Below are 897 nucleotides of genomic sequence, written 5' to 3' on the forward strand. Positions count from 1 at the left end.
GAGCACCTCGGCGACCGGTGTGCACAACCTCGCACCACACTCGTTCTTCACCGTGGCTTCGGTCAACCCGCCCATCGTGCAGTTCACGTCGGTGGGCGAGAAAGACACCCTGCGCAACATCCAGGCGACGAAGGACTTCGTGGTCAACTTCAGCCCGCTGAGCCTGTTTGAGGAGATCAATGCCACCGGTACGGACTTCGCTCCCGACGTGAGCGAATTCGATCAGGCCGGGCTCACCCGGGAGCCGACCCTCACCGTGAGCACCCCTCGGGTGGCGGAATCCCCCACGGCACTCGAGTGCCGCCTCCACGAGACCATCCGCATGGGCGATTGCACCCTCGTGTTCGGTGAGGTCACGCACGCGGTCGTGAACTCCGATGTTCTTGACGGCCCCCACCCCCGCATCGAACTGCTCAATCCGCTCTCCCGCCTGGGCCGCGACGAATGGGGCACGCTCGGTCCCCTCAAGGAGATCAAGCGCATCCGATCCGCCGACTGGCCCAGGGACTTTCGCCCCCGCGGGTGACTTAGGTGCGGTCGGAGCGGGCGAAGGTCAAAACCTCGCCGCGGGCGCCGCCCATCCACACGTCCTGGCATGCTACGGCCATCTCGTCGAGTCCCTCGACAATCGTGCCGAAGACGTTCCCGGGCACCCACCCCTGGTCGCCGTTGATCAGCAGGTTATTGCGGCCGTAGAAGACCGCGAGGTCGATGATCTTCTTCAGCTCCTGAGGTCCCTCTCCGCTGGTGTATCCGTGGGAGGGAGTCGCCAGGTCGTTGGCGTCGAATTCGAAGTAGCAGAGGTCACCGGGGATCGGCGTGATCGTGGTGTTTTCCTTGCCCGGCTCGACCGGGGCGAAAGCAGGCACCAGGTTGTAAATCTCGTTGCGGGCATAC

General features: G+C 64.3%; 2 protein-coding genes. One reads left to right on the top strand and one right to left on the bottom strand.

Features of this window, described 5'->3' with window-relative positions; all coding sequences use genetic code 11:
* The coding region (locus JF66_RS19095) for a flavin reductase family protein (RefSeq protein WP_035880462.1) at positions 1–526 on the top strand (526 nt) is incomplete at its 5' end.
* 1 nt (position 527) lies between these two features.
* On the opposite strand, the gene JF66_RS19100 is transcribed toward JF66_RS19095, so the two are convergent.
* A partial coding sequence (locus tag JF66_RS19100) for a DUF3830 family protein (RefSeq protein ID WP_035880463.1) occupies positions 528–897 on the bottom strand: 370 nt, incomplete at its 5' end.

It is taken from the genome of Cryobacterium sp. MLB-32, from assembly GCF_000738085.1.
GTDB lineage: Bacteria > Actinomycetota > Actinomycetes > Actinomycetales > Microbacteriaceae > Cryobacterium.